This is a genomic window from Pedobacter hartonius (genome assembly GCF_900107535.1).
Taxonomy (GTDB): Bacteria; Bacteroidota; Bacteroidia; order Sphingobacteriales; family Sphingobacteriaceae; genus Pedobacter; species Pedobacter hartonius.
Window position 1 is genome coordinate 215,684 of the sequence record NZ_FNRA01000006.1, and the last position, 20,130, is coordinate 235,813.

Annotated in this window: 19 protein-coding genes; 6 read left to right on the forward strand and 13 right to left on the reverse strand. The window is 43.9% G+C overall.

Features of this window, described 5'->3' with window-relative positions; genetic code table 11:
• Positions 1 to 68 precede the first annotated feature (68 nt).
• On the forward strand, positions 69 to 836 hold the full coding sequence (locus BLW16_RS12880; RefSeq protein WP_090557199.1) for an MBL fold metallo-hydrolase: 768 nt from the start codon (positions 69 to 71) through the stop codon (positions 834 to 836).
• On the opposite strand, the gene BLW16_RS12885 is transcribed toward BLW16_RS12880, so the two are convergent.
• From BLW16_RS12885 to ahcY, 4 genes are all read right to left on the reverse strand, one after another.
• Positions 823 to 1,236 (reverse strand): response regulator, encoded by a 414-nt coding sequence (locus BLW16_RS12885; RefSeq protein ID WP_245735262.1) that lies wholly within the window; start codon positions 1,234 to 1,236, stop codon positions 823 to 825. The genes BLW16_RS12880 and BLW16_RS12885 overlap by 14 nt on opposite strands.
• A 161-nt stretch (positions 1,237 to 1,397) precedes the next feature.
• The gene (gene gcvP, locus BLW16_RS12890; protein WP_090557202.1) at positions 1,398 to 4,277 is read right to left on the reverse strand and encodes an aminomethyl-transferring glycine dehydrogenase; all 2,880 of its coding nucleotides are present in this window, start codon (positions 4,275 to 4,277) and stop codon (positions 1,398 to 1,400) included.
• Positions 4,278 to 4,353: 76 nt separating this feature from the next.
• The gene (locus tag BLW16_RS12895) at positions 4,354 to 5,073 is read right to left on the reverse strand and encodes a pyridoxine 5'-phosphate synthase (protein WP_090557203.1); all 720 of its coding nucleotides are present in this window, start codon (positions 5,071 to 5,073) and stop codon (positions 4,354 to 4,356) included.
• A 136-nt stretch (positions 5,074 to 5,209) separates the two neighbouring features.
• A complete protein-coding gene (gene ahcY, locus BLW16_RS12900) occupies positions 5,210 to 6,526 on the reverse strand; it encodes an adenosylhomocysteinase (protein WP_090557205.1) in 1,317 nt (438 codons plus the stop codon).
• 209 nt (positions 6,527 to 6,735) lie between these two features.
• On the opposite strand from ahcY, the gene BLW16_RS12905 reads away from it, so the two are divergent.
• The gene (locus tag BLW16_RS12905) at positions 6,736 to 7,146 is read left to right on the forward strand and encodes a BrxA/BrxB family bacilliredoxin (protein ID WP_090557207.1); all 411 of its coding nucleotides are present in this window, start codon (positions 6,736 to 6,738) and stop codon (positions 7,144 to 7,146) included.
• Positions 7,147 to 7,214: 68 nt separating this feature from the next.
• Here the strand turns inward: BLW16_RS12905 and cdaA are convergent, their stop codons facing one another.
• Together cdaA and folP are read right to left on the reverse strand one after the other, a co-directional pair.
• Positions 7,215 to 8,006, reverse strand: coding sequence for a diadenylate cyclase CdaA (cdaA, locus tag BLW16_RS12910; RefSeq protein ID WP_090557209.1), 792 nt, complete (start codon positions 8,004 to 8,006; stop codon positions 7,215 to 7,217).
• A gap of 30 nt (positions 8,007 to 8,036) precedes the next feature.
• Entirely contained in the window at positions 8,037 to 8,894 is an 858-nt protein-coding gene (gene folP / locus BLW16_RS12915; protein WP_090557295.1) for a dihydropteroate synthase, read from the reverse strand.
• Between the two features lie 56 nt (positions 8,895 to 8,950).
• Between folP and BLW16_RS12920 the strand changes: the two genes are divergently transcribed.
• The 4 genes from BLW16_RS12920 to BLW16_RS12935 all read left to right on the forward strand — a co-directional run bounded on the left by BLW16_RS12920 (position 8,951) and on the right by BLW16_RS12935 (position 12,293).
• Entirely contained in the window at positions 8,951 to 9,496 is a 546-nt protein-coding gene (locus BLW16_RS12920; protein WP_090557211.1) for a DUF1599 domain-containing protein, read from the forward strand.
• 79 nt (positions 9,497 to 9,575) lie between these two features.
• Positions 9,576 to 10,727 carry a BT_3928 family protein gene (locus tag BLW16_RS12925; RefSeq protein WP_090557213.1) on the forward strand — a complete coding sequence of 384 codons (1,152 nt, stop codon included), beginning with the start codon at positions 9,576 to 9,578 and terminating at the stop codon, positions 10,725 to 10,727.
• A 1-nt stretch (position 10,728) separates the two neighbouring features.
• Entirely contained in the window at positions 10,729 to 11,784 is a 1,056-nt protein-coding gene (locus tag BLW16_RS12930) for an ABC transporter permease (RefSeq protein WP_090557216.1), read from the forward strand.
• Positions 11,784 to 12,293, forward strand: a complete 510-nt coding sequence (locus BLW16_RS12935) for a shikimate kinase (protein WP_245735264.1) — start codon at positions 11,784 to 11,786, stop codon at positions 12,291 to 12,293. Before BLW16_RS12930 ends, BLW16_RS12935 begins: the two co-directional genes overlap by 1 nt.
• Here the strand turns inward: BLW16_RS12935 and BLW16_RS12940 are convergent.
• The 7 genes from BLW16_RS12940 to BLW16_RS12970 form a co-directional block, all read right to left on the reverse strand.
• Positions 12,290 to 12,688 (reverse strand): acyl-CoA thioesterase, encoded by a 399-nt coding sequence (locus BLW16_RS12940; protein WP_090557218.1) that lies wholly within the window; start codon positions 12,686 to 12,688, stop codon positions 12,290 to 12,292. The two genes, BLW16_RS12935 and BLW16_RS12940, sit on opposite strands and share 4 nt — an antisense overlap.
• A 64-nt stretch (positions 12,689 to 12,752) precedes the next feature.
• The gene (locus tag BLW16_RS12945) at positions 12,753 to 13,562 is read right to left on the reverse strand and encodes a tRNA pseudouridine synthase A (RefSeq protein WP_090557220.1); all 810 of its coding nucleotides are present in this window, start codon (positions 13,560 to 13,562) and stop codon (positions 12,753 to 12,755) included.
• Positions 13,563 to 13,566: 4 nt separating this feature from the next.
• Positions 13,567 to 15,471, reverse strand: a complete 1,905-nt coding sequence (locus BLW16_RS12950; RefSeq protein ID WP_090557223.1) for a beta-N-acetylhexosaminidase — start codon at positions 15,469 to 15,471, stop codon at positions 13,567 to 13,569.
• Between the two features lie 155 nt (positions 15,472 to 15,626).
• The gene (gene dacB / locus BLW16_RS12955; protein ID WP_090557225.1) at positions 15,627 to 17,024 is read right to left on the reverse strand and encodes a D-alanyl-D-alanine carboxypeptidase/D-alanyl-D-alanine endopeptidase; all 1,398 of its coding nucleotides are present in this window, start codon (positions 17,022 to 17,024) and stop codon (positions 15,627 to 15,629) included.
• 84 nt (positions 17,025 to 17,108) lie between these two features.
• Positions 17,109 to 18,101, reverse strand: coding sequence for an aspartate-semialdehyde dehydrogenase (locus BLW16_RS12960; protein ID WP_090557227.1), 993 nt, complete (start codon positions 18,099 to 18,101; stop codon positions 17,109 to 17,111).
• Between the two features lie 260 nt (positions 18,102 to 18,361).
• Positions 18,362 to 19,234 carry a sugar phosphate isomerase/epimerase family protein gene (locus tag BLW16_RS12965; RefSeq protein WP_090557229.1) on the reverse strand — a complete coding sequence of 291 codons (873 nt, stop codon included), beginning with the start codon at positions 19,232 to 19,234 and terminating at the stop codon, positions 18,362 to 18,364.
• Positions 19,235 to 19,244: 10 nt separating this feature from the next.
• Entirely contained in the window at positions 19,245 to 20,129 is an 885-nt protein-coding gene (locus tag BLW16_RS12970) for a hydroxypyruvate isomerase family protein (protein ID WP_090557231.1), read from the reverse strand.
• Position 20,130: the final 1 nt, after the last annotated feature.

The following is a 20,130-nucleotide window of genomic DNA, read 5'->3' on the forward strand; positions in this document are numbered from 1 at the left end:
AGGTTCCATATCTTTGCAATTGATTGTAAATATATCATTAATTATTCTTTTGACTAATACCTACGCCATTGCAAGTTTTCACTTTATATGAAGGTTCTTATTCTGTAGCTGCCGATAAAAAGTTCGTTCCTTTTGACCCTCAAATAGATAATCCTAAAGACAGGCCGGCATCACTCTTTATCTATGTACAGCCTTTTCTTGTTAAATTTAATGATAAATTACTGTTGTTTGATACGGGACTGGGCTATAGTAATGCAGGGGGAGAAATGATCCTGCATGAGAATATCAGGAAGGCCGGGTTTAATCCTGGTGATGTAGATTATGTCCTGATGTCTCATCTGCATTTTGACCATGCAGGTGGTATGGTACATCAGGAAAATAATGGAATGGAACTGAGTTTTCCTAATGCGGCATATGTCATTCAGCGTGGAGAATGGGAGGCTGCATTCACCAATAGCTCGTCTTCTTACAGAACTGAGATCTTTGAGTTTCTGCAGCGCAATGCACAACTGATCTTTGTGGATGATTCCGGAGAGTTTTTGCCGGGTATTTCCCATGAACTGACGGGTGCGCATACACCTTGTCACCAGGCCTGGTTGCTGGACGATGGTACAGATAAAGTCTTCTTCGGAGGTGATGTGCTGCCTGAACCGGAGGAGCTGCTGAGGAAATTCATTGCGAAATACGACTATGATGGCCGTAAAGCGATGGAGTTAAGGGAAGAGTTTGGTAAGAGGGCTGCAGCTGAGCATTGGAATTGCCTTTTCTATCATGGCAAGACCAGGGCGACGGGTTTCGTTAGTTTAACAGATGACGGACAGTTTAAGATTGTATAGGTTCTATATTTTTGCCTTCAAATAATTCGATCAGGCGTTCGATAGACAGGGGTTTAGAAATAAACCCTTTTACTGTTTTATATGTTTTGGCCTTTTCAATATCGTTTTCATACACTGATGAAGAGAGCATGTACATGTCAATATCATTCTCTATACTTAATTTCTCGTAAGCTTCCAGAAATTCCCATCCATTCAGTACGGGCATGTTAATGTCTATCAATATCAGCTGAGGAAATGGAAGGCGTGCATCTTTCAATTCTTTCAGGTAATCTATTGCCAGCTGTCCGTTTGTTTTTGCAACCATCTGAGCCTCATATCCCGTTTTTTCTACAATTTTCTTAATAATGAAAATGTTAATATCATCATCGTCAATTACCAGTAGATTAATTTTATCACTCATCAGATTAGTAGTTTATATAAGATTAGGATTTTAATAAAGATATAAAATAGAACTGTAAAGTATATCGCCTAATCATTTATTTAGCAAAAAGAGGACCACTAATTGATAATGACCCCCTTTTTGTTTATAAATGTAACTTTTTGTTTACAAGTATATAAATGTTAAGCCTCTGCTTCCATATAACTTTCTATCGGTGGGCATGCGCAAACGAGGGATCTGTCTCCAAATGAATCATTTACCCTGCCTACTGATGGCCAGAACTTATGTTCAGCAACATATGCTAAAGGAAAGGCAGCAGTTTTCCTGCTATAGGCATGAGACCACTCATCCCCGGTCACAGTTGCCACAGTATGGGGAGCATTTTTTAGAGGGTTATCTAATTTATCCAGAGTTCCGTCCTGAACACTGCTGATTTCATTTCTGATGGCGATCATCGCTTCACAGAAACGGTCGAGCTCATGTTTTGGTTCGCTCTCTGTGGGTTCAACCATTAAGGTGCCCGCAACAGGGAAAGATACTGTTGGTGCATGGAAACCATAATCCATTAACCTTTTTGCAATGTCAACCACCTCGATGCCAAAGTTTTTGAATTCGCGGCAATCCAGGATCATTTCGTGTGCACAGCGGCCGTTGCTCCCTGAATACAATACCGGGTAATGCTGCTCTAAACGCGCTTTCATATAATTCGCATTTAGAATTGCATATTCTGTAGCCTGTCTTAACCCATCTGCGCCCATCATTGCGATGTAAGCATGGGAAATGATCAGGATCGAAGCAGAGCCCCATGGTGCCGAAGATACTGCATGGATAGATTTTTCATTGTTGATGTCTACCACCGCATGTCCCGGTAAATATTTAACCAGGTGTGCAGCTACGCCGATCGGGCCCATACCGGGGCCACCACCACCGTGAGGGATGCAAAAGGTCTTGTGTAAGTTCAGGTGACAAACGTCGGCACCGATATTTGCAGGGCTGGTTAAACCTACCTGTGCATTCATATTTGCACCGTCCATGTAAACCTGTCCGCCATTCGCATGGATCACTTCGCAGATCTCTACGATACTTTCTTCAAATACGCCATGTGTAGACGGATAAGTAACCATAAAGCAGGAAAGGTTGTTTTTATGTTGTTCTGCTTTTGCTTTCAGGTCTGTTACATCAATATTTCCCTGGTCATCACATTTCACGATAACGATCTTCATACCTGCCATGGCAGCAGAAGCAGGGTTAGTTCCGTGAGCGGAAGAAGGGATCAGTGCGATGTTACGGTGATGGTCACCGCGGTCCTGATGGTACGCCCTGATGACCATTAATCCGGCGTATTCACCTTGCGCACCAGCATTTGGCTGTAAGCTCATTGCGGCAAAACCGGTGATCTCACTTAACCATTTATCCAGTTCATTGAAAACAGCATAATATCCTGCTACCTGGTCTGCAGGAGCAAAGGGGTGTACTTTACCAAATTCTGCCCAGGTAACAGGAACCATTTCTGTGGTCGCGTTCAGTTTCATGGTACATGAACCCAATGCAATCATAGAATGGCAAAGAGAAAGGTCTTTTGTTTCCAGCGACTTGATATAACGCAGCATCTCGTGTTCCGAGTGGTGCGAGTTGAATAAAGGATGTATTAAATAAGCTGATGTACGTTGCAGTTCAACAGGAATTACGGTCTGGACATTGTGCTCTTCAGCCAGTTCAACGCTATCTGCGGAGATAGCCTTTACTTTAGAGAATATCTTATTCAGTAATTTAATATCATTAAGGGAAGTGCTTTCGTCAAGCGCGATCGTTGCCACTGTTCCTTTATAATGCAGGTTGATCTCATTGTCTACACATTCTTTATGGATAGAATCTTTCAAAGCACCCAGTTCAACCTGGATAGTATCAAAATAAGCACTGGTCAATAAAGGGTAGCCGATCTTTTCAAGTGATTGTGCAAGTGCGATAGCCAGGCCATGTGTTCTTTCTGCAATTAACTTCAGGCCTTTGGGGCCATGATAAACGGCGTAAAAACCTGCCATGATGGCTAGCAGGGCTTGTGCAGTACAGATGTTAGAGGTCGCTTTATCTCTTCTGATATGCTGTTCCCTGGTCTGCAGTGCCATTCTCAGCGCATAGTTGTTGTGGCTGTCGATCGTTACACCGATAATTCTTCCCGGAATTGAGCGTTTGTACTCATCTTTAGTGGCGAAAAATGCAGCATGAGGGCCTCCAAATCCCATGGGTACGCCAAAACGCTGTGTGGTACCCACCACGATGTCTGCACCCCATTCTCCCGGAGGAGTCAGCAGCGTAAGACTCAGCAGGTCTGCCACTACCGTTAACTTTACGTTTTTGGCATGGGTGTGTGCTGCGAATGCTGTATAGTTAAATATTTCCCCGTTTCCGGCAGGATATTGAACAATAGCACCAAAGAATTCGTCTGTTACTTCAAAAGTCTGGTGGTCACCAATAACCAGTTCAATTCCGAAAGGATTTGCGCGGGTCTTTAAAATATCTATCGTTTGAGGGAATAATAACGAAGAAACAAAGAATTTTTTAGCCTGCTGATTTTTACGCAGGCTGTATTGCATAAACATTGCTTCAGCAGCAGCCGTACCTTCATCCAGCAGTGATGCATTGGCGATTTCCATCCCGGTGAGGTCAATCACCATGGTCTGGAAATTCAGCAGCGCCTGTAAACGGCCCTGGGCAATCTCTGCCTGGTAGGGCGTATACTGCGTGTACCATCCCGGGTTTTCCATTACATTCCGCAAGATCACTCCTGGAGTAATAGTGTCATAATATCCCTGTCCGATATAAGATTTAAAAACCTTATTCAGTGAAGCCGTTTGTTTAAGGCTTTCGAGGTATTCTTTCTCAGATTTCGCTGCCGGAAGGTTCAGCTGACGTTTTAGCCTGATCTTTTGCGGCACGGTCTGGTCGATCAGTTCACTGACAGAATTTAGGCCGAGTGTGCTCAGCATTGCGTCTGTATCCTCTTGATTTGGAGCGATATGACGGTCTTTAAAGTCTTCTTTGTAATGGATATTTAAACTCATGAAGTATAACAATAAAAGTTGCGCGAAGGTACTAAATTTTCCGTTTTTATTCTAATGCATAAAAGAGATGACACAGTTAGTCATTCAGTTGTCTGAGGTACATCTGAACCGTGTTTTCCAGGCCCAGATACAGGGCATCACTGATCAGTGCATGACCGATGGATACTTCCAGTAAATTTGGAATATTGTCTGCAAAATATTTCAGGTTCTGCAGGTCGAGGTCATGCCCGGCGTTAATACCCAGCCCAAGTTTGTTCGCTGTATGTGCAGCCTGTATATAAGGAGCGATAGCGGTCACAGGGTCTTTCGGGAAATTTGATGCGTAGGATTCTGTATAAAGCTCAATACGGTCTGTACCTGTTGTTTTTGCTGCTTCGATCATTTCTCTTGCCGGATCAATAAAAATGGAAACCCTGATACCCTCTTTGTGGAACATATTTACCATCTCTTTCAGGTAATCCTGATTTTTTATGGTGTCCCAACCATGGTTGGAAGTGATTTGTCCTTCTGCATCAGGAACTAAAGTTACCTGTGCAGGTTTATTTGCCAGAACGAGGTCTACAAATTTCTGTTCCCTGCAGTTCCCTTCAATATTAAACTCTGTTGAAATTGCTGCTTTCAGATCGAATACATCCTGATAGCGGATATGACGCTCATCTGGCCTTGGATGTACTGTGATACCCTCCGCACCAAAACGCTCACAGTCCAGCGCTACCTTCAGCAGATCGGGATTGTTTCCACCGCGGCTGTTGCGTAGAGTAGCTATTTTATTGATATTTACTGATAGTTTTGCCATCTACAAAGATAATTCATTAATGATGAACGGGTATAATATTATTGTCAACAGATTTGAGCGCCGTATGATCAGGTGCCGGCAATAAAAAAAGGGATGACGCCTCATAGCATCATCCCTTTTCCATATAGATTTCAGATTAGTATCTGTAAGCTTCTGCTTTGAACGGGCCTTCAACCGGTACACCGATATAATCAGCCTGGTGAGTGTCCAGTACATCCAATTCAACACCGATTTTAGCTAAGTGCAAACGGGCTACTTTCTCATCCAGGTATTTAGGAAGAACGTAAACTTTGTTCTCATATTTACCTGGGTTTGTCCATAATTCCAATTGTGCCAAAGTCTGGTTGGTGAATGAGGCAGACATCACGAAACTAGGGTGGCCTGTGGCACAGCCTAAGTTTACCAGACGTCCTTCAGCCAGCAGGATCACGTCTTTACCATCGATGGTATATTTATCAACCTGTGGTTTGATCTCAACTTTAGTATGACCATAGTTGGTATTTAACCAGGCAACGTCGATCTCATTGTCAAAGTGACCAATGTTACAAACGATAACTTTATCTTTCATCGTTTTGAAGTGCTCAGCACGAACGATGTCACAGTTACCTGTAGTAGTCACAACGATATCAGCTTCTTTAACCGCATTAGCGAATTTTTTCACTTCATAACCTTCCATTGCAGCCTGTAATGCACAGATCGGATCAATTTCTGAAACGATCACACGTACACCCTGTGAGCTCAGTGATTCTGCAGAACCTTTACCTACATCACCGTAACCTGCTACAACAGCAACTTTACCAGCCATCATGACGTCAGTAGCACGACGGATCGCATCTACCAGTGATTCACGGCAACCATATTTGTTGTCAAATTTAGATTTTGTTACTGAATCATTTACGTTGATTGCCGGTAAGTGTAAAGTTCCGTTTTTCATACGTTCGTACAGACGGTGAACACCTGTAGTAGTTTCTTCCGAAAGACCTTTGATCGCAGCGATCAGTTCAGGGAACCTGTCGAAAACCATGTTGGTTAAATCACCACCATCGTCCAGGATCATATTCAAAGGCTGTTGCTCAGGACCGAAATGTAATGTTTGTTCGATACACCAGTCAAATTCTTCTTCATTCAAACCTTTCCAGGCATAAACCTGGATGCCTGCAGCAGCGATTGCAGCAGCAGCGTGGTCTTGTGTAGAAAAAATATTGCATGATGACCAGGTCACTTCTGCACCAAGTTCAACTAAAGTTTCAATTAAAACTGCAGTCTGGATGGTCATGTGCAGGCAGCCTGCAATGCGTGCTCCCTTTAAGGGTTTCGACGGACCAAATTCTTCGCGTAAGGACATTAAGCCGGGCATTTCTGCTTCTGCTAATCCAATCTCTTTACGGCCCCATTCTGCCAGTGAAATATCCTTTACTTTGTAAGGGATGTATGTAGTCTCTACTGATGACATATTGTTTTTATTTTGTGAACTGCAAATTTACTGCATTTCATAATCAATAACAAAAAATGAATCAGGATATGACGAAAGAATGGTCTTGAAACAAAGTAATCGAAAGGTAAAAAACTATGAGCCGTGTGAAATCCCTTTGATACCAGCTAATCTCGGTGTACCTTTGTTCCAGAGAAAATTAATATATAATATTTAAAAGCATCTTACATATGTATCCAGAATATTTAGTAGAACCTATGCGTGCGGAACTCACCAAAGTAGGTTTTGAAGAAATGAAAACAGCAGAAGAGGTAGACAATGCCCTTACTGCCGAAGGAACCGTTTTTGTTGTTGTAAACTCTGTATGTGGTTGCGCAGCGGCCAATGCACGTCCGGCAGCAAGATTAGCCGCTTCAAATGAAAAACATCCAGATAAAATGATCACTGTTTTTGCAGGCATGGAAAAAGATGCAGTTGACAGGGCAAGAAGTTATATGATGCCTTTCCCTCCCTCTTCACCTGCTATGGCATTGTTCAAAGATGGTAAATTGGTACATATGATCGAACGTCATCAGATTGAAGGCCGTCCTGCTCAGATGATCGCTGAGAACCTGATGGGTGCTTTTGATCAGTACTGCTAATCATTAAAGATAATTTCCGGTCAAAAATCCGGTTGAGGAGATCCGGCCATGTGCCGGATTTTTTGTATTTAAAAATCCTTGTTCAGCAGTTTCTCCAGTTCTCCGAAAGATACGTTCATCCTTACCCTGCCTTGTTTCGCATAGGCGATCTCTCCCGTTTCTTCAGATACAATAACTGCTACGGCATCCGTCGTTTCGGAAATACCTATTCCCGCGCGGTGGCGCAGGCCAAACTGGGGAGGTAACTTATCATTATCAGTGAGGGGCAGGATGCAGCTTGCACTCTTGATCTTATTCTCGGCAATGACGACGGCTCCATCATGCAGCGGGCTGTATTTCTGAAAGATACTTTCCAGCAGCCGTTTGGAGATCTTTGATTCAATCATTTCACAGCTGTTGGCAAACAGCTGGTCATCGTAGAACTTGACGAATACAATCAATGCCCCTGTCCTGGATTTTTTCATGCTCTTGCAGGCGTCAATAATCGGTTTGATCCGGACGAGGTTATCACGTTCGATGTCTCTACTGCCAAATAAATACCCCCACCAGGCCCTGTTTTTTTGTAAGAAGGTGTTCTTTCCGATGAGCAGCAGGAACCGCCGTATTTCCGGTTGAAAAATAACAATCAGTGCAATGATGCCCACACTCATGAACTTGTTGATGATGGCAGACAGCAGCCGCATATTCAGGGCGTCCACCACAAACCAGAGGACAATGATAATTAACATACCCAGCAGCAAATTCACCGCCATGGTATTTTTAATCAGATTATACGTATAATAGATCAGGAAGGCAACGAACAAAATGTCCATTACATCGGTAACGGTTATAGTGAGAAAATCAAAGTCAAAGCCTTTCATTATTGCCAAGTTAAGTATTTTACGGAAATATTATTGCTCATGTACTTTTTCCACCAGTGCAATGCATTCCAGGGCTGCCTTCACATCATGCACCCTGAGTATGCTAACGCCTTTTTGCAGCGCCAGTGTATTTAATACTGTTGTTCCATTTAATGCTGTCTCCGGCGTGATGCCGAGAAATTTATAGATCATAGACTTTCTTGAAAATCCAACGAGCAGGGGCAGACCGAAAATATCCAGGTTCTGCAGATGGTTGAGCAGCTCATAATTGTGTGTTATGGTCTTTGCGAAACCAAATCCCGGATCAAGAATGATATCATTTATGCCCATGTTTTTCAACGTATTTATCTTGTTTTCAAAATAGTCAACCACATCCAGCCCGATGTTATGATATACAGGATCCTGCTGCATAGTTTGTGGCGTACCCTGCATATGCATCAGAATATAAGGTACCTTTAAAGCGGCTACAGTTTCAAACATCTGTTCATCCAGCTCTCCGCCCGAAATATCGTTGATCAGGTGTGCTCCGGCTTCGATGCTTTCCTTGGCCACTTTGGCACGGAAGGTATCTATTGAAAGCCAGGCTTCAGGAAATCTTTTACTGATGGCGGCAACTGCCGGAATGATCCGTGCGAGCTCTTCATCGGTGCTCACTTCGTCTGCACCCGGACGGGAAGAATAAGCCCCGATATCAATGAATGTGGCACCCTCCGTTAAGCAGGTCTCTGCTCTTTCCAATGCCTGATCTATAGAGCTGATCCTGCTGGTTCCGTAAAAGGAATCCGGGGTTAAATTAAGGATGCCCATCACGCAGGGCCGGCTCAGATCAAGCAGTTCACCTTTGAGGTTTAGTGTTATTTTTCGGTTTAAAAACGTATCTTTAGCCATCATTTAATACAAAAATACAGTATTAAAATAGCTTTAAACTAAATATTTTAATTGTTTTGGCCACAAACACTTCACAAGAATTCGATTCAGTAATTGCGGTTTGTAAATCGCTTTTTTTAAAGAAAACCAAAGATTACGGAACGGCATGGCGCATTCTGCGTTTGTCTTCTATTACAGATCAGCTATTTATCAAAGCTCAGCGTATCCGTACGCTTGAAGAAAAGAAAATATCCAAAGTAGGTGAGGGCATCATACCAGAATATATCGGCATTATTAATTACTGTGTGATTGCGATGATACAGAGCGGTATGGGCGAAACTGATCCGCTGGAACTGGAGCCCGGAAGCGTGGAAAAGCTGTTCGATGAAAAAGTGAATGAGACCAAAGAACTGATGTTTGCAAAAAACCATGATTACGGAGAGGCCTGGAGGGATATGAGGGTCAGTTCGCTAACAGACCTGATCCTGATGAAGGTCTTCAGGGTGAAACAGATCGAAGATAACCTGGGGGAGACTGTAGCATCTGAGGGGGTGAATGCAAATTACCAGGATATGCTTAATTACGCTGTTTTTGCGTTAATTAAACTGGAGCTGAAACCTTAGTATTCAGCCGTAACAATACTATTGTAAATACGCATATTCTATAACAGCAACTCTATATTAGCTTTACAATACCAGACAAATGAACAAAGTCGCATTAAATTTTTCAAGAATATTCGTAGGTGTACTTTTTATTTTTTCCGGGCTGATCAAAGCGAACGATACGCTTGGATTTGGTTACAAGCTGGAAGAGTATTTCGATGTGTTCCACATCTCTTTTTTTAGTCCCTATGCTACGGGGATCGCTATGATCCTTTGTGTGCTTGAAATCGTCCTGGGCGCATTACTGCTGCTGGGGTTCTGGAACAGAAAGGTAGCTTCAGGATTGCTGGGAATTATCATTTTTTTTACATTCCTCACGTTTGTATCTGCAGCCTTTAAGGTTGTTACTTCCTGCGGTTGTTTTGGCGATGCGATTCCGCTTACTCCATGGCAGTCATTCTCGAAAGACCTGCTATTGCTGCTGCTGATCGTTTACCTGTTTATCCAGCGCAACGCGATCGTACCGCTGACACAAAATGCAGGCATTCAAAAAATTACCATGATCGCCGTGGTAGCATTATCATTTATCTTTGCTATTTATACCTACAGCTATCTTCCGGTGATAGATTTTCTTCCCTATAAGATCGGTGTCAGTTTACCTGAATCGATGAAGATTCCTGAAGGGGCGGTGCCTGACGAATACCAGATCATGTACCAGCTGAAGAATAAGTCGACCGGCGAAACCAAGGAGATGAGCGACAAAGATTACCTGAAAACAGAGATCTGGAAAGATACAAACTGGCAGATCGTAGGTGATCCTGTACAGAAGCTCATCAAAAAAGGGTATGAACCTAAAATCAAAGATCTGATCATCAGTGATGCCGCCGGTACCAGCTACACTAAAGAGTTGCTCGAAAACCCTTACTATAATCTGATCATCGTTGCCTACAACCTGAACCATACGAACGAAGAGGCTATTGGAAAGCTGAATGCACTGACCCTGGACGCTACCGAACAGTTCAACATCCGCACAGTGCTGCTCACCTCCAATTCGGCACAGGATGCTGAGGCTTTCAGCAAACGCAACAAGCTCCTTTCGGAGATCTTTTATGCAGATGCTGTACCGCTTAAAAGTATGGTGAGAGCTAATCCGGGTATATTATTGCTCAGGAACGGTGTAGTGATCAATAAATGGAGCTATCAGTCGGCACCCTCTTTTGAACAGTTGAAAACAACCTACTTCGATAAATAACATGTGGTCATATGCGCTCAGGAAATTGCTGTATGGATTTGCCGTGATGGCGGGTGTGGTTGTTGTGGTATTTATTCTGTTTAATATCCTTCCCGGTGATCCTGCAAGGATGACCATGGGGCAACGCGCCGATGTGCAGTCGCTGGAAGCCGTTCGTAAAGAATTCGGACTGGATAAATCCAAACCCATGCAGTTCATCCTGTTTATCAATGATCTTTCTCCGGTTGGGTACCATGAAGACAATGCCCAGGAGCAGAAGAAATATGACTATATCCGTTTGATACCTGTTTCCGGCCATGTGATCGCCCTGAAAGTTCCCTATCTGCGACGGTCTTATCAGACAAAACGTGAAGTTTCTACTATTTTAGGGGAAACTGTTCCCCATACATTTGTTCTGGCCATCACCTCAATGATTTTCGCCACGCTGATCGGCGTTTTTCTCGGTATTGTATCCGCAGTGTATAAAAATACCTGGATAGACCATGCTGCAAATTCATTTGCCATCCTTGGCATCTCTGCGCCGGCTTTTTTTGCGGGGATCATCATTGCCTGGTTCTTTGGCTTTGTACTTGGGCCATATACCGGACTGAATATGTCGGGCAGTTTGTACAGTTATGACCCTTTTCACGGTGAAGTAATCACCCTAAAAAACCTGATACTGCCGGTGGTGACCCTCGGGCTGCGTCCGCTGGCAATTATTGTACAGCTCACCCGGACGGCAATGCTGGAAATCCTGGGTCAGGATTATATCCGTACGGCACGTGCAAAGGGGCTGGACCGTTTTGCGGTGATCTATAAACATGCGCTGAAGAACGCGCTGAATCCCGTGATCACTGCCATCTCTGGCTGGTTTGCGTCTTTACTTGCGGGCTCTTTTTTTGTAGAATATATATTCGGGTACAACGGTTTGGGGCGCACTACAGTGAAGGCCCTGGAGATGTCCGATTTCCCTGTAGTAATGGGCTCAATTCTGTTTATTGCGCTGATATTTGTAATAATTAATATTTTAGTGGATATTTTGTATGCCTTTGCAGATCCAAGGGTAAAACTGGCTTAATGATGAAAATATTTCTGATAGGTTTTATGGGATGCGGCAAGACAACGCTCGGCAAAAAGCTCGCTGCAAAGCAGGGTTTTGAGCTGGTAGATCTTGACCATGAGATTGAACGTTTAACTGGTACTACTGTGGCCGGCTATTTTTCCGTTCATGGTGAAGAGGCATTCAGAAAACTTGAAAGTGATACCCTTAAGAACCATCCGTATGCAGAGAATTGCGTTATCGCCACCGGCGGCGGTACCCCTTGTTATTATGATAACATGGACTGGATGAACGCAAACGGCATCACTGTTTACATTGAGCTTTCTGCAGTTTCCCTTGCCAAACGGCTGGAGAAAGGAATGGCCAAACGTCCGCTCCTGCGTAACCTTACAGCAGGGGGGGTAGTTCATTTTATAGAAGGTAAACTGGAAGAACGCGGGGAATATTACCGTAAAGCAAAGCTCACACTAAGCGGCATCAACCTTACTGCCGGTGATATTCGCTCAGCATTGCCGGCAGTAAGCTAGTTGTCTTCTGCAGCAAACTGCTCTTCAATAAATTTAATCTGTGTTTTGCCGTGAGGTACAGGATTCCCGTATTCATCAACATTTACAAATACCATCTTATCAATAGTCAGGATACTTTTCCGGGTGATCTTATTACGTACTTCACATACCATGGTCAATGAAGTGGTTCCAAAGGCAATCGCCGTGATACCCATCTCTATGATGTCACCCTGTTTTGCAGAACTTACAAAATTGATCTCTGAAATGTATTTTGTGACTACCCTTGGGTTACCTAACTGCACAATGGCATAAATAGCCGCTTCCTCATCTATCCATCTGAGCAGGCTGCCTCCAAATAAACTTCCGTTGGGATTGAGATCCTCGGGTTTTATCCATTTTCTGGTGTGGAAATTCATAATTTTATTTTCGAATAAAAATACGGCTTTCCGGATCGTCTTATCTCACCTTAGCGTAAGAATATTAAGCCTTCTTCCAGTTGGTATCCGAAGCTTTTTGCAGGATAGCCGAAAAATCTGTTCTCGGAGGAAGATCCAGGTAGGGGTAGGTCACCTTGGAAAGATATAATCCCTGGGGATGGGCGGGTGTAATCAGTTCCGGTGTCTTTTTACTAATCAGATGGCTCTCAAATTCGTCTACACTAAGTATTCCTTTTCCTATTTTTAACAGCTGTCCCATGATAATACGGATCATCTTTCCCAAAAAACGATTGGAAGAGATCTGAAACCTGAGTTTTTCTCTCTTATCATCTACCATCAGGCTCGCTGAGCGCACATAACACAATGTATGCTCATATTTGTCCGGATGGGTGCAGAAGGCGCGGTAGTCTTTGTACAGGGGCAGAAGGGCAACTGCCGCCTTCATTTCATCCCAGTTCAGTCCGTCAAGCAGGTAGTAGGAGCTCAACCCATTCAGGAAAGGGTCTTTGTAGGTATGTAAAAAATAATCGTATGACCGCTGCACGGCGTCAAAACGGGCATGTGGCAATCCTTCCATAGGGATGACGTCGTACACGGCAATATTGAGCGGCAGCAGTTTGTTGAGCCTGAAGATCAGGTCAAAGTCCCAGGATTCTTCCAGATCCATGTGAAAGAAGAACTGACTGGCATGAACCTGTGCATCTGTTCTTCCGCAGCCGTTAATAGCTATCGTGGTCTTAAAGATCTGGCTAAGGGATTTTTCTATCACACCCTGCACGTTCATCACCGTAGCCTGTTTTTGCCATCCGTTGTATTGCAGGCCGTTGTAGCCAATATGTACGAAATATCTCAAGTCCTTATCTTTTTCCTGCCCTTTTGTTCAGCTCGTCTACAGGCATGGTGATCATCCTGCCTGTAGGCTGTTTGCCCCTGTAGGTGATGACGCGCATCAGGCTTGCATCTTTAGGAACTGCCAGTTTCTCGGTATACTTAGGATAAAACCTGTCCGGGAACGAATTGTCAAAACTGTAATAGATGTCAAGGCCGTCAATATCGGTAGTCAGTTCAACCATTACCTGTCTGTCGGCTGACCGGCTTGCCTTAAATACAGGATCATAAATACTTGGCGCATATTTCGTTTCCGCAATATCCATCCGTTTAAAATGCTCTTCCGTCTTCGCGATAAAGTTGGTCCAGTTTTTCTTCTCCTTTGGAGACCAAACCGATTCAGCAATGGCAAAACCTCTTGGCCAGGTCATGTATTCCGCCTGGCGGATATTGTAGATCTGTTCGGACCATAGGTTACCCTGTCCTCCACGGATATATTTAGGATCTGCTCCGGCAGGTACAGGGTCAAATTCATAGGTTTTGTTCAACCGGACGGTGTTATAAACTTTAGGTTCGGTGATCACGTCGCCCTGCATGAGGTCAAGATAAACATTCGCCTGCGGCGTCATGATCACTTCATGTTTAAAATGAGAAGCCTCCACTCCGAACTGGCTGCTTCTCCAGCTCATGATCCCTGCACTTGCAGGGATATCACTATTCATGATCTCGTCCCATCCCATGAATTTCTTGCCTTTTGATTCCACGATCTTCTGAACTCTTTTCTCAAAATAACCCTGTACCTGGCGCATATCCTTCAGGCCTTCTCTTTGCATCAGCGCTTTAACGGCATCACTTTTCTGCCAGAAGTTCTCCGGGGCTTCGTCGCCACCCATATGGATATATTCGAAAGGGAAAAGTGCAGCAACCTGTGTGATCACCGTATCCAGAAAGCTGTATACTTTTTCATTAGCCGGACAAAGCGTATTGTCTAATAACGCAATCGGCGGAGCACCATGAGACCAGTCCATAATCTTTTCTCCCGAGCGGACACGGTAATTCACCGCAGCAGGGGTGCAGGAGAGCTCTGGATATGAAGCAACTGCCGCGAGGCTATGTCCGGGAACATCAATTTCGGGCATGATATCTACAAACCTGTCTTTGGCATACTGGATCAGCTCGCGGAGATCGTCCTGGGTATAGAACCCACCGTAGCTGCGCGGCTCATCAGGGCCTGGTGTACTGAATGTTCCAAAGTCGCCCATTTTCTTAACGTTCCATGCACCTACTTCAGTGAGTTTGGGCAGGCCTTTGATTTCTATCCTCCAGCCTTCATCATCGGTAAGGTGCAGGTGGAGCAGGTTATATTTATAGCGTACCATGGCGTCAATGTATTGTTTTACTTCCTGTTTGGTAAAGAAGTGCCGCGCTACATCGAACATCAGGCCTCTCCATGGAAGGCGTGGATAATCCGTTACTTCTACACATGGGATCCTCCAGTCCACATCTTTGATCAGTTCTTTCGATTCTATCTCTTTTGGTAACAGTTGCAGCAGGCTTTGTACACCATAGAACAGCCCTGCTATTTTATTCGCTTTAATTACGATCAATGTTGGCGTAACGGAGATCTGATAACCTTCGTTGCCCAATGTTTGGTTTGCTTTCGGGTTCAGCATCAGCCTGATGGTTGCCGCTGCGGAGGTATTGGTATATTCAGACACAAACTTACCTGTTGGAACGGAAAGTTTTTCTTTCAGATAATCTATCACTTGTTTCATTTCAGGCGAAGCCAGAATGATTACATTATCAGGAAGGGTAAAATGACCACTTGTTCTGAGCAGCGATACCGGTTCCGGAATAATCGCAAATTCCGGCGGTCGGTTTGTTAAAACGGCATTGCTATCTGCCACTGAAATATTGGTGTTTCCAGATCCCATTTGTTGACTATATGCGCTTGTGTAAAAAATAAAACAGCATATAAAAGTTACGGATTTATTCATAAAAAGAAAAGGAGTTTTGGTCTTTGAGCCCTGTAAAAGGTTGCAATTTAGTAAAATGTGGATAAATAAGGAGTTTCTGTGGAGAGTTTAACTTATTTTAATGCATCGAGCACACGGAATAACTTTGGATTGATCCCGCTGCCTGAATAGTTGTTGATAATGATGACAATTACATATTTATTGCCGTTGCCTGCCGTGTAATAACCAGCAAAAGCAGAAACGTCGTTGATGGTACCGCTTTTTAATTTCATCCCGTTATTCTCCGGAAGAGATTTGTAAAAATCAGGGAACCAGTCTTCTTTTTGCGACTGGAAAAGGATGCTGGCCATAGCTGCGGCAGTTACCCTTGTGGCGGGAGAGAGGCCACTTCCGTCAATAATGTTCAGTGCGTTTTTGTCGAGTCCCCTGCCCGACCAGTACCTGATCTCTACATCCGCACCATTGCCCGTAGTGGCTTCCCTGCCGGCTTTCCAGGCGATGGTCCTCAGCAGATGCTCGGCATACAGGTTTACGCTTTTCTTGTTCAGCCAGAAAACGATCTCTGCCAGTGAAGGAGAGCTGATCGTGCTCAGCTTCTGAACAGCCTGAGGCAGCGGAAGGCTTGCCGCACTTAGCTGTCTGGAGGTAGTTGCTGTATTGCTGACGCTGATGCCGGATTTTTCCAGCGTATCCTGCAGGCGGAATGCTGCATCAAAGGCAGGGTCAGGCAAGGCCACTGAAATTCCTGTTTTTTGAATGCCTGCTGCCCAGCTTCCCCGCAGGTAGGCAATCGTACTGAGTGGCGGAAGATAGGCATAAGCCCTGTCGCCACTGCCTGCTTCGCCAACTTTCAACTCATTCACAATCGTCAGATAGGGCATCGCAGGTACTGTTCTTAAAACGGAAACAGCATTGTTTGCACGCAGCTTGATATCAAACTGATTTTCCCTCCAGCTGAGTGCGGACGGGCCGGCACCAAAGTAATTGCCCATATCCTGCCAGGTCCATCCTTCGGGAGTGCTTTGTGTTCCCCAAAGGTGATCGTCACCAATGATCTTTCCCTCTATCTTTTTTATCCCTGCGGCTTTAAGCGCTGCGACCCATTGATTGAGCACTACATTCTCTTTGCTGCTGTCATATCTCCAGGAGGCCAGGGTAGGATCTCCGCCACCGGTAATGATTACATCTCCTTTAAGGGTGCCGTCCGCGCCAATACTGCCGCTATAGCCCAGTGTGGTTTGGTAACGGAAATCTTTCCCCAACAGGGAAAATGCTGTGGCAGCTGTAATTGTCTTGAGCGTGGAAGCCGTGGCAAGGCCGATGTTTTCATTCTTCGCATACACCTGCTTTCCCGTGTTTGCATCTAAAACGCAAATGGAGCAGACCGCATATTTCGCCTGTGGGTCTTCCAGTAAGTTGTTGAAGGATTGTGCAAGCCTTTGAGCGGAGCTTTGTGCAAAACAAAAGCTGTGCGACAGCATAAAAAGGGATACCAGGGATCTTTTTAACATATTTTCAGGATAGTCTTTAACTAAAATGTGGTTTAAACATAGCCATAGCTATATTTAAACCACATCAGTATCAAAATGATCTTTTTAGATCAGTTCTTTTTGCAACAGGAATTCTGCGATCTGTACTGCATTTGTTGCTGCACCTTTACGCAGGTTATCTGCCACGATCCACATATTCAGCGTATTTGGCATTGATTCGTCTCTTCTGATGCGACCTACAAATACCTCATCTTTTTCATGTGCATCTTTAGGCATCGGATATTTAAGGTTATCGATGTCGTCCACCAAAATGATCCCCTGCGTTTTTTCCATTAATGATTTCACATCAGCCACATCAAAATCATTTTCAAATTCGATGTTCACAGACTCGGAATGGCCTCCCATTACGGGAATACGTACTGTAGTAGCTGTTACTCGGATGCTCTCGTCGCCCATGATCTTACGGGTTTCTTTGATCATTTTCATTTCTTCCTTTGTATATCCGTTAGCTTCGAAAACATCGATCTGAGGGATCACGTTCAGGTCAATCTGGTATGGATAAGCCATAGGGCCGTCCAAAATACCTTTGCGCTCATTCATCATTTGCTCCACGGCTTTCACACCGGTACCTGTAACAGACTGATAGGTAGAAACTACCACGCGTTTTATCCTGTATTTATCATGCAATGGTTTCAAAGCGACTACCATTTGAATAGTCGAACAATTTGGATTTGCAATGATCTTATCATCGATAGATAATTCATAGGCATTCACTTCTGGTACAATCAGCTTTTTAGATGGATCCATACGCCATGCGGATGAATTGTCTATTACTGTTGTGCCTGCTTCAGCAAAAAGAGGGGCATATTTTAATGAAGTGCCACCCCCGGCAGAAAATAAAGCAATATCCGGTTTCATGGCAATTGCAGTTTCCATGTTAACCACCTTGAACTGTTTACCCTTAAAAGTGATTTCTTTACCTACACTTTTTTCTGATGCAACCGGGATTAATTCGGTCAGAGGGAAATTACGTTCTTCCAGTACTTTTAACATTACAGTGCCTACTAAACCAGTGGCACCTACAACTGCGATTTTCATGATTAATTTATTTGATTTTTATGGTTATGAAGCTGTCATCACAGATGACAGCTTCATTGATTTGATTTTGTTTTCTAAGTTTTATGATAAACTATCAATTCAAATATGAGAAAAACTTTGCTCATATTCAGCTGATTTCCATGAAAAACCGTTTTTGTAGGGGAAATTTTATTGTAATTCATCAAAAGCTACCGGAATGGCAGGATAAGGGGGAGGAGGTAAGAGCTGGCAGGAATAATAGGTCCTGCCAGCAATATTAGTTACAAAATGCTTTTTTTGATATAGTCGGCACTTAGTTTAATACTTTTATAAGGATCCATAGAGAAGTTTTCCTGTTCCATGATCAGGTGTTGCAGGCCAGCCAGTTTTGCATTTTTATAGATGCTCTTAAAGTCGATCGTTCCGGTTCCTACTTCTGTATTGATGGTATTGTCCACTTTGTCCATGTCTTTCACATGCCACATCGGGAAACGACCCGGGAATTCCGTGAATAGTTTCACAGGGTCATTGCCCGATCTTACTACCCAGTAAATGTCCATCTCAAATTGTACAAGATTTGGATCAGTTCCTTTCAGCATGATCTCATAACCTGTGGTATCGCCATATTTTACAAACTCAAAATTATGGTTATGATAGCCCAGTTTAAGGCCTGCATCTTTACAGATCGCAGCGGCCTTGTTTAATTTATCGGCCATTACTTTCCAGTCGTCTTCAGTTTTTCTAAGGTTATCACCCAGGTAAGGTACCGTGATATAAGTGCTACCGATCGTATTTGCTGCATCAATATAGGATTTCAGCTCTTCCTGGCTACCGTCAGTGAAATACATATCCATTCCATAATGTCCGCTTGGTGCGGTGAGGCCATTTTCTGAAAGCAGTGCTTTAAAAGCCTTAGGATCTAGCCCCCAATAGCCATCTTTTGCTGAATAACCAAAAGTTTCTACCTCTTTATAACCTGCTTTTGCAACATTGGCAATGGTACCTTTTACATCTTTCGGTAGTTCAACCCTTAATGTATATAGTTGTAAGCCAACAATTTTAGCGGGAGCGGCAAACGCAAAGGACGGTGCAACAGCGGCACCGGCAGCAGCAATTCCTGCAATTTTAATAAAATCTCTTCTTGAATTCTTCATAGTTAATAGTTTATTGGTCGCATATCGTGATCGCTTTTCTCAGGGAGGCAAGCTTATCTTCCTGCTTAGGAATAAACTCCTGTGCGATATACCCTTTGAATCCTGTTGCCAGGATAGCTTTGATGATTGCAGGATAATACAATTCCTGCGTTTCGTCTATTTCATTTCTTCCGGGAACTCCCCCGGTGTGATAATGTGCAATATAAGGATGGAAGGTCTGGATATTCCTGATCACATCACCTTCATCAATCTGCATATGGTAAATATCGTACAGTAGTTTAAAGTTTTCAGAGCCCAGTCTTTTTGCCAGTTCTGCGCCCCATGCGGTATGGTCACACTGGTAATCCTCGTGGTTCACCTTGCTGTTCAGCAATTCCATCACAAGCACTACACCATGTTTTTCTGCCAGTGGCATTAGCTGTTTCAGTCCTTCCACACAGTTCTTCAATCCTGTTTCGTCATCCTTGCCCCTGCGGTTCCCGCTAAAGCAGATCAGATTTTTATAACCTGCCTTTGCCACCAGGGGGATCATTTTACTGTAGTTCTCTATCAGTTTAGGATGGAATGCCGGATCGTTAAAACCGTCCACTAAATTAATCTCCGCGCCGTTACACATGGAAGAGTATAATCCGTATTTTTTCAGTGTAGGCCATTCGGAGGGGCCAACCAGGTCGATGGCTTTCAACCCCATATCTTTTCCTGCTGCGCATAGTTCATCCAGCGGTATACCGCTATAACACCAGCGGCATACGGAATGGTTTACATTTCCTTTTAGTGCTTTACCTGTAGTTTCTTTTTCCATAGCAAGTCCCGGAATTGCCGCTGAGGCACTGAGTACAGCGGTGCCGGCGATAATGGTTTTTAACATTTTCCTGCGGCTTTGTTCTGATCCCATG

What these genes read in the sequence shown, in the direction of transcription:
- BLW16_RS12885 (WP_245735262.1), bottom strand. Translation starts at nt 1,236, where the DNA reads ATGAGTGATAAAATTAATCTACTGGTAATTGACGATGATGATATTAAC.
- gcvP (WP_090557202.1), bottom strand. Translation starts at nt 4,277, where the DNA reads ATGAGTTTAAATATCCATTACAAAGAAGACTTTAAAGACCGTCATATC.
- BLW16_RS12895 (WP_090557203.1), bottom strand. Translation starts at nt 5,073, where the DNA reads ATGGCAAAACTATCAGTAAATATCAATAAAATAGCTACTCTACGCAAC.
- ahcY (WP_090557205.1), bottom strand. Translation starts at nt 6,526, where the DNA reads ATGTCATCAGTAGAGACTACATACATCCCTTACAAAGTAAAGGATATT.
- BLW16_RS12905 (WP_090557207.1), top strand. Translation starts at nt 6,736, where the DNA reads ATGTATCCAGAATATTTAGTAGAACCTATGCGTGCGGAACTCACCAAA.
- cdaA (WP_090557209.1), bottom strand. Translation starts at nt 8,006, where the DNA reads ATGAAAGGCTTTGACTTTGATTTTCTCACTATAACCGTTACCGATGTA.
- folP (WP_090557295.1), bottom strand. Translation starts at nt 8,894, where the DNA reads ATGGCTAAAGATACGTTTTTAAACCGAAAAATAACACTAAACCTCAAA.
- BLW16_RS12925 (WP_090557213.1), top strand. Translation starts at nt 9,576, where the DNA reads ATGAACAAAGTCGCATTAAATTTTTCAAGAATATTCGTAGGTGTACTT.
- BLW16_RS12930 (WP_090557216.1), top strand. Translation starts at nt 10,729, where the DNA reads ATGTGGTCATATGCGCTCAGGAAATTGCTGTATGGATTTGCCGTGATG.
- BLW16_RS12935 (WP_245735264.1), top strand. Translation starts at nt 11,784, where the DNA reads ATGATGAAAATATTTCTGATAGGTTTTATGGGATGCGGCAAGACAACG.
- BLW16_RS12940 (WP_090557218.1), bottom strand. Translation starts at nt 12,688, where the DNA reads ATGAATTTCCACACCAGAAAATGGATAAAACCCGAGGATCTCAATCCC.
- BLW16_RS12950 (WP_090557223.1), bottom strand. Translation starts at nt 15,471, where the DNA reads ATGGGATCTGGAAACACCAATATTTCAGTGGCAGATAGCAATGCCGTT.
- dacB (WP_090557225.1), bottom strand. Translation starts at nt 17,024, where the DNA reads ATGTTAAAAAGATCCCTGGTATCCCTTTTTATGCTGTCGCACAGCTTT.
- BLW16_RS12960 (WP_090557227.1), bottom strand. Translation starts at nt 18,101, where the DNA reads ATGAAAATCGCAGTTGTAGGTGCCACTGGTTTAGTAGGCACTGTAATG.
- BLW16_RS12965 (WP_090557229.1), bottom strand. Translation starts at nt 19,234, where the DNA reads ATGAAGAATTCAAGAAGAGATTTTATTAAAATTGCAGGAATTGCTGCT.
- BLW16_RS12970 (WP_090557231.1), bottom strand. Translation starts at nt 20,129, where the DNA reads ATGGGATCAGAACAAAGCCGCAGGAAAATGTTAAAAACCATTATCGCC.